We start from the raw sequence: 7,816 nt of genomic DNA, 5'->3' as shown, positions 1-7,816 counted from the left end.
TCGGGGACCGGCTCGCCACAGACACCGCGAACCGGCGATCCGCGTGCGAGCGGATCGCCGTAGCCGGACGCACGACGCTCTCACCGACCCGGCCACCCTCCCCAGCCGACCGCGCCGAGCCGGTCGGGGACCGGCTCGCCACAGACACCGCGAACCGGCGATCCGCGTGCGAGCGGATCGCCGTAGCCGGACGCACGACGCTCTCACCGACCCGGCCACCCTGCCCAGCCGACCGCGCCGAGCCGGGCAGGGACCGGCTCGGAATTCAATACAGACAGTTCGGCCCCAGCAGGCTCTTCAGCTCGCCGAAGAGGTCCGGGGTGATGCGCACGGGGAACGGCACCTCGAACACGCGGGCCGTGTCGCCCTTGATGAGCTTCAGCCGCACCTCGGTCTGGCCGGAGTGGCGGATGAGCACGTCGCTGAGCTGCGAGACCGTGTCGGTGGTCGCGCGCGACTCGGGCATCGAGACGGTGAGCGGTCCCGAGTCGCCGTCCTGGCTCATCTCGGGGGCGAACAGGCTGAACGCGTGCAGATTCATACCGTCGTCGCGCATGCTGACGCGGCCTCTGACGACGACGATGGAGTCGTTCGTGAGCGCCGGGGCGAACTCCTGGTACGCCTTCCCCATGAACATGCAGGTGATCTCGCCACCGAAGTCCTCGACCTGGATCATCCCGTACTGGTTGCCGGAGGCCTTGGCCATGCGGTGCTGGACGCTCGTGACGAGGCCCGCGACGACCACGGTCTCGCCGTCGGCGATCGTCTCCGAGATCAGCAGGTCGGCGATCGTGGTGCTGTAGTGCTTGGCGAGCTCGGTCTCGAGTCCGGCGAGCGGATGGTCGGACACGTAGAGCCCGAGCATGTCGCGCTCGAAGGCGAGCTTGTCGCGCTTGGCCCATTCGGGCCGCTCGGGCACCTGGATCGCGGCCTGCGGCTCGTCCCAGAGGCTGTCGAAGTCGAAGCCGACCTGGCCGTTCGCCTCGTTGCGCTTCTCCCCCACCGCCGCCTCGACGGCGTCCTCGTGCACCTCGACCAGGGCGCGGCGGGTCGAGCCGAGCGAGTCGAAGGCGCCGGCCTTGATGAGCGACTCGATGGTGCGCTTGTTGGTCACCTGCAACGGCACCTTGCGGAGGAAGTCGTGGAACGTCTCGAAGCGCCCCTTCTCCTCGCGGGCGGCCCGGATGCCCTCGACGACGTTCATGCCGACGTTGCGGACGGCGCCGAGGCCGAAGCGGATGTCGGTGCCGACGGCGGTGAAGAAGCCGATCGACTCGTTGACGTCCGGCGGGAGCACCTTGATCCCCATCCGCCGGCACTCGTTGAGGTAGGCGGCCATCTTGTCCTTGGAGTCGCCGACGCTGGTGAGCAGCGCGGCCATGTACTCCGCGGGGTAGTGCGCCTTGAGGTACGCCGTCCAGTAGGAGACGACGCCGTACGCCGCCGAGTGCGCCTTGTTGAAGGCGTAGTCGGAGAAGGGCAGCAGGATGTCCCAGAGGGTCTTGACGGCCTCCATCGAGTAGCCGTTGGCGATCATGCCGCCCGAGAAGCCCTCGAACTGCTTGTCCAGCTCGGACTTCTTCTTCTTGCCCATCGCGCGCCGCAGCAGGTCGGCCTGCGCGAGCGTGAAGCCCGCGAGCTTCTGCGCGATCGACATGACCTGCTCCTGGTACACGATCAGGCCGTAGGTCCCTCCGAGCACCTCCGAGAGCGGCTCCTCGAGCTCCGGATGGATCGGGGTGATCTCCTGCACGCCGTTCTTCCGCAGCGCGTAGTTGGTGTGGGAGTCGGCGCCCATCGGGCCCGGCCGGTAGAGCGCGAGGACTGCGGAGATGTCCTCGAAGTTGTCGGGCTTCATCAGCCGGAGAAGCCCGCGCATCGGGCCGCCGTCGAGCTGGAAGACGCCGAGCGTGTCGCCGCGCGCGAGGAGGTCGTAGGCGGCCTGGTCGTCGAGCTCGAGGTCCTCGAGCACGAGGTCCTGTCCGCGGTTGGCGCGGATGTTGTCGAGGGCGTCGTCGATGATCGTGAGGTTCCGCAGCCCCAGGAAGTCCATCTTGATCAGCCCGAGCGACTCGCACGCGGGGTAGTCGAACTGCGTGACGATCTGGCCGTCCTGCTCCCGCTTCATGATCGGGATGATGTCCAGCAGCGGATCGCTGGACATGATGACGCCGGCCGCGTGCACGCCCCACTGGCGCTTGAGGTTCTCGAGTCCGAGCGCGGTGTCGAAGACCAGCTTGGCCTGCGGGTCCTCGGCGATGACGTTGCGCACGTCGAGCGCTTCCTTGTAGCGCGCGTGGGCGGGGTCGTTGATGCCGCTGAGCGGGATGTCCTTGCCCATGATCGCGGGCGGCATGGCCTTCGTCAGCTTCTCGCCCATCCCGAACGGGAAGCCGAGGACGCGCGAGGCGTCCTTGAGAGCCTGCTTCGCCTTGATGGTGCCGTAGGTGACGATCTGCGCGACGCGCTCGTCGCCGTACTTCTCGGTGACGTAGCGGATGACCTCGCCGCGGCGACGGTCGTCGAAGTCGACGTCGAAGTCGGGCATGGACACGCGGTCGGGGTTGAGGAAGCGCTCGAAGATCAGGCCGTGGCGCAGCGGATCGAGGTCGGTGATCTTCATGGCGTAGGCCGCCATCGAGCCGGCACCGGAGCCGCGGCCGGGACCGACGCGGATCCCGTTGCGCTTGGACCAGTTGATGAAGTCGGCGACGACGAGGAAGTAGCCGGGGAAGCCCATCTGCAGGATGACGCGGGTCTCGTAGTCCGCCCGGTCGCGCACTTCCTGGGAGATGCCGTCCGGGTAGCGCTCGCGCAGTCCGGCCTCGACCTCCTTCACGAACCAGGTGTCCTCGGTCTCGCCCTCCGGCACCGGGAAGCGCGGCATGTAGTTCGCCGAGGTGTCGAACTGGACGTCGCAGCGCTCCGCGATGAGGAGCGTGTTGTCGCAGGCCTCGGGGTGGTCGCGGAAGACCTGGCGCATCTCGCGCGGCGACTTGAGGTAGAACTCGTCCGCGTCGAACTTGAAGCGCTTGGGGTCGTCGAGGGTGGTCCCGGACTGCACGCAGAGCAGCGCCGCGTGCGAGGTCGCGTCGTGCGCGTGCGTGTAGTGCAGGTCGTTAGTGGCGACCAACGGGAGGTCGAGGTCCTTCGCGAGCCGGATGACGTCGCCGATCACCCGCCGCTCGATGTCGAGGCCGTGATCCATGATCTCGGCGAAGAAGTTCTCCTTGCCGAAGATGTCGCGGTAGTCGGCGGCCGCCTGGCGGGCCTCCTTGTACTGGCCGAGGCGCAGGCGCGTCTGGACCTCGCCGCTCGGGCAGCCCGTGGTGCCGATCAGGCCCTCGGAGTACTGCGAGAGGATCTCGCGGTCCATGCGCGGCTTGAAGTAGTAGCCCTCGATCGACGCGCGCGAGGAGAGGCGGAAGAGGTTGTGCATGCCCGTCGTGGTCGAGCTGAGCAGCGTCATGTGGGTGTACGCGCCGGAGCCGGACACGTCGTCCCCTCCGCCGTCGCCCCAGCGGATGCGGGTCTTGTCGGAGCGGTGCGTCCCCGGGGTGAGGTAGGCCTCGGTGCCGATGATCGGCTTGATCCCCGCCGCCGTCGCGGTGCGCCAGAAGTCGAAGGCGCCGAACACGTTCCCGTGGTCGGTCACGGCGATGGCCGGCATGCCCTCCTCGACCGCCGCGTCGATCAGCGGCTTCACCCGCGCTGCACCGTCGAGCATCGAGTACTCGCTGTGCACGTGGAGGTGGACGAAGGAATCGTTACTCGGCAAGGATGCGCCTCCGGCGGACTGCGGGCAGGGGAGGGATGGCCGGCGACCCGGGAGGGCCCGTGGACACGGCGGGAAGAAGTCTAACCGCGCCGGACGCGGGTCCGGCCGGGAGAGCGCGGATCACTCCCCGCGCAGCACCTCGAGGGCGTGCACCAGGTCGTCGGGGTAGGACGCCTCGAACTGCACCCACTCCCCCGAGCCCGGGTGGGTGAAGCCGAGCCGGACCGCGTCGAGCCATTGGCGGGTGAGGCCGAGCCGCTTCGAGAGGGTCGGATCGGCGCCGTACATCGTGTCGCCGACGCACGGGTGGCGCTGGGCGGCCATGTGCACGCGGATCTGGTGGGTGCGGCCGGTCTCGAGGTGGATCTCGAGGAGGGAGGCGAACGGGAAGGCCTCGATCGTCTCGTAGTGGGTCACCGAGGGCTTGCCGTCGGCGCGGACCGCGAACTTCCAGTCCGAGGACGGGTGGCGGCCGAGCGGGGCGTCGATCGTCCCGGCGAGCGGGTCGGGGTGGCCCTGCACGACCGCGTGGTAGACCTTCTCGACCGTGCGGTCGTGGAACGCGCGCTTGAGGTGCGTGTAGGCGCGCTCGGACTTCGCGACGACCATGAGGCCGCTCGTGCCGGCGTCGAGCCGGTGCACGATGCCCGCGCGCTCGGCCGCACCGGAGGTCGACACGGTGAAGCCCGCGGCGGCGAGGGCGCCGAGCACCGTCGGCCCCTCCCAGCCCACCGCGGGGTGCGCGGCCACTCCGACGGGCTTGTCGATCACCACGATGTCGTCGTCGTCGTGCACGATGCCGAGGCCGGGAACCGCCATCGGCACGATCCGCGGCTCCTCGCGCGGGCTCCACTCGACGCTCAGCCAGGTGCCGGCGTGCACGCGATCGCTCTTGTCGAGGACCCGTCCGTCGGCGCTCACTCCGCCCGCCTCGGCGACCTCGGCCGCGAAGGTGCGCGAGAAGCCGAGCAGCTTCGCGACGGCCGCGTCCACGCGGAGGCCGTCGAGCCCGTCCGGGACCGGCAGCTCTCGGGACTGCGCCATCAGCGTCCGCCGGGGCGGTCGGCGTCGCGGGCCGCCTCCTCGACGGAGGAGGCCGCTGCGGGGGCGCCCGCTCCGGGGGCGGCGGGAGCGCCGTCCTCGGACGCGACCTGCTCGTCGCGGCCCGCGCGCTCGCGGGTGCCGTCGAGGCCGACGCCCCGCACGCTCAGGAGGACGAACAGCGCCATCGCCGTGCAGATCGCGATGTCGGCGACGTTGTAGATCGCCGGGAGCAGCCACGGCGTGAAGAGGAAGTCGACGACGTGTCCGAGCCCGAAGGAGGGCTCTCGGAACAGCCGGTCGAAGAGGTTGCCGAGGGTGCCGCCGAGCAGCAGGCCGAAGAAGACGCCCCACGCGGTGGAACGGATCCGGCGCGAGAACCAGATCACGGCGACGACGACGCACGCCGCGATGATCGAGAAGATCCAGGTCGACCCGCTCGCGAGGGAGAAGGCGGCACCCGGGTTCTTCACGTAGTGCAGGATCAGGACGTCGCCGAGGACGTGGACGTCCTCGCCCAGGGTCAGGTTCGTCGTGACCAGGAACTTCGCGGTCTGATCGATCGCGAAGACCGCGAGCGCGACGAGGCCGAGGGTGACGAGCACCCTCGGCCTGACGTCCGCTGCGGCGGGACTACGCCCCAAAGCCCGACAGCGAGGACTCCGTCGACGCCGGCTGGGTGTCGAGGTCGCGGAGCTGGCCCTCGATGTAGCTCTTCAGCTTCTGGCGGTACTCGCGCTCGAAGGTGCGGAGCTCGTCGATGCGGTGCTCGACCGTCGCGCGCTCCTCCTCGAGCTTCGCGACCTGCTGGCGCTGCTTGGCCTCGGCCTCGGCGACGATGCGGGCCGCCGTGGCACGACCCTCGGCGACGAGCGCGTCGCGCTTCTCGGCACCCTCGCGCACGTGCTCCTCGTGGAGGCGGCGGGCGAGCTGCAGGAGTCCGCTGGAGCTCTCGGCCTCGTCGACCGGAGCCGACTGCGAGGAGCTGACGGGAGCGACGACCGGTGCGGGAGCCGGGGTGGGCTCGGGCTCGGGCTGCGGCTCCGGCTCGGGTGCCTCGTCGACCACCGGAGCGGGAGCAGGAGTGCTCTCGCGCGGGGCGTCGGAGACTCGGGCGTCCGAGGGGCGGCTGTCGCCGGAGGAGAGGCGCTGACGAAGCTCCTCGTTCTCCTGGTTCAGGCGGCGGAGCTCCACGACGACCTCGTCGAGGAAGTCGTCGACCTCGTCCTGGTCGTATCCCTCACGGAACTTGGTCGGCTGGAACCGCTTGTTGACAACGTCTTCGGGAGTGAGCGCCATGGCTTTCCACCTTCGATTTCAAGTAGGTACACGTTTAACAACGCGCGACTAAAGCTAGCAACTTCAGGCGCACGGCGCAGTGCTGACACCGCGGGGAACGTCCGGACGTGCCAACGATACAGGGACGGTCAGGCGCGCTGGAGCCACGTGGCGATGTACATGCCCACGATGACGCAGAGCATGGTGAGGCTCCAGCCGAAATCGAGCGCGATCGGACCGATCGAGACCGGCTTGATCAGGCGTCGGAAGAAGCCGATCGGCGGGTCCGTGACGGTGTAGACGCCCTCCGCGGCGACGAGGCCGGCACCGCGGGGGCGCCAGTCGCGTCGGATCACGCGGACGAGGTCGAGCACGAACCGCGCCCACATCGCGAAGAAGTAGAGCAGCAGCACGAAGTACAGGACGCTCCCGAGGAGCGAGACGACGGAGGTCACCGGGGGCCAGGGCTCCCCGGGATCAGGACTTCGCGAAGAACGACGCGTCGGCGTCGCTCTCGGCGGAGGCGGAGTCGCCGGCGACGGTGATGTGCGACGGCGAGAGCAGGAAGACCTTGCTCGTCACGCGCTCGATGCGGCCGTAGAGGCCCTGCGAGAGTCCGCTCGCGAAGTCGATGAGGCGGCGGGCGTCCGCATCGCTCATCTGCGAGAGGTTGATGATCACGGGGATGCCGTCGCGGAAGTTCTCCGCGATGACCTGCGCGTCGCGGTACTGCTTCGGGTGGACGGTGAGGATCTCGTTCATCTCGGCGGGTGCCGTCGCCTTCGGGGTCTGGGGGGTGGGCTTGCGGAGCGGGGTGACCGTCGCGCGGGGCTGCTGCACCGGCTCGACGGGAGGGACGGGCTGCACCGGGGAGACCGGTGCGCGGTGGGCCGTCGCCGGGGCCGCCTCGACGGGCTCTGCGCGCTCGTACTCGACCTCTTCGTCGGCGAGTCCGAGGTAGACCATCGTCTTCTTCAGCGGGTTGGCCATGGGGTGTCCTCCGTGTCGTGTGTGCTCCCACAGGTGGGTCACCACGAGGTTAGGTGCGGGCGGGGCGTTCTCCGGTGATTGCCGATCCGATTCGCAGGTGTGTCGCACCCTCCGCGATCGCCTCGGCGAAGTCGTTCGACATGCCCGCCGAGATCGCCGTGGCGGAGGGCTCGACGGCGCGCACGCGGTCGGAGATCGACCGGAGCCGGGCGAACGCCGGACGGGGCTCCTCGTCCAGCGGAGCGACCGCCATCACGCCGCGCAGCGTGAGGCCGGGCGCCCCGGCGAGAGCCTCGGCGAGGGGCTCGACGTCGGCGGGCGACGCTCCCCCGCGGTCGGGATCCTCGTTGAGGTTGACCTGCAGGAACACGTCGAGAGGCTCCTCCCCCGCCTCCAGCAGCGGGACGAGCGCGAGCCGGTCGACGGAGTGGACGGCGTCGGCGTAGCGGCGCACCTGGCGCGCCTTCTTGCTCTGGAGCTGCCCGATGAAGTGCCAGCGCGCAGCGGTCCCCGCCAGCTCGGCCGACTTCTCCTGCGCCTCCTGGTGCCGGTTCTCGCCGAAGTCGACGACGCCCAGCTCGAGGAGGTCGCGGAGCAGCGACACGGGGTGGAACTTGGTCACCACGATGGTCGTGACCGAGGACGCCTCGCGACCGGCCGAGCGGGTCGCGTCGGCGACCCGCTCGGAGACCTCGGCCCAGCGCGCGGCCAGCTCCGGATCCGGCACGA

General features: G+C 69.8%; 7 protein-coding genes. All 7 read right to left on the bottom strand.

Annotation, left to right across the window (positions count from 1 at the left end):
* Positions 1-265 precede the first annotated feature (265 nt).
* Positions 266-3,727 carry a DNA polymerase III subunit alpha gene (gene dnaE / locus C5B92_RS09300; RefSeq protein WP_244229655.1) on the bottom strand — a complete coding sequence of 1,154 codons (3,462 nt, stop codon included), beginning with the start codon at positions 3,725-3,727 and terminating at the stop codon, positions 266-268.
* Between the two features lie 171 nt (positions 3,728-3,898).
* The gene (locus C5B92_RS09295) at positions 3,899-4,822 is read right to left on the bottom strand and encodes an RluA family pseudouridine synthase (RefSeq protein WP_104256178.1); all 924 of its coding nucleotides are present in this window, start codon (positions 4,820-4,822) and stop codon (positions 3,899-3,901) included.
* A complete protein-coding gene (gene lspA / locus C5B92_RS09290; protein ID WP_104239385.1) occupies positions 4,822-5,424 on the bottom strand; it encodes a signal peptidase II in 603 nt (200 codons plus the stop codon). The genes C5B92_RS09295 and lspA overlap by 1 nt, the downstream gene beginning before the upstream one ends.
* Positions 5,425-5,452: 28 nt before the next feature.
* The gene (locus C5B92_RS09285; RefSeq protein ID WP_104222600.1) at positions 5,453-6,118 is read right to left on the bottom strand and encodes a DivIVA domain-containing protein; all 666 of its coding nucleotides are present in this window, start codon (positions 6,116-6,118) and stop codon (positions 5,453-5,455) included.
* Positions 6,119-6,246: 128 nt separating this feature from the next.
* Positions 6,247-6,552, bottom strand: coding sequence for a YggT family protein (locus C5B92_RS09280; RefSeq protein ID WP_258059242.1), 306 nt, complete (start codon positions 6,550-6,552; stop codon positions 6,247-6,249).
* A 22-nt stretch (positions 6,553-6,574) separates the two neighbouring features.
* The gene (locus tag C5B92_RS09275; protein ID WP_104222599.1) at positions 6,575-7,087 is read right to left on the bottom strand and encodes a cell division protein SepF; all 513 of its coding nucleotides are present in this window, start codon (positions 7,085-7,087) and stop codon (positions 6,575-6,577) included.
* Positions 7,088-7,136: 49 nt separating this feature from the next.
* Complete coding sequence (locus C5B92_RS09270; protein ID WP_104350317.1) at positions 7,137-7,814, bottom strand: YggS family pyridoxal phosphate-dependent enzyme; 678 nt, start codon at positions 7,812-7,814, stop codon at positions 7,137-7,139.
* Positions 7,815-7,816 lie beyond the last annotated feature (2 nt).

This window comes from Rathayibacter sp. AY1A4, assembly GCF_002930955.1.
In the GTDB taxonomy this organism is placed as follows: Bacteria; Actinomycetota; Actinomycetes; order Actinomycetales; family Microbacteriaceae; genus Rathayibacter.
This window is presented reverse-complemented; position numbering and strand designations above follow the sequence as displayed.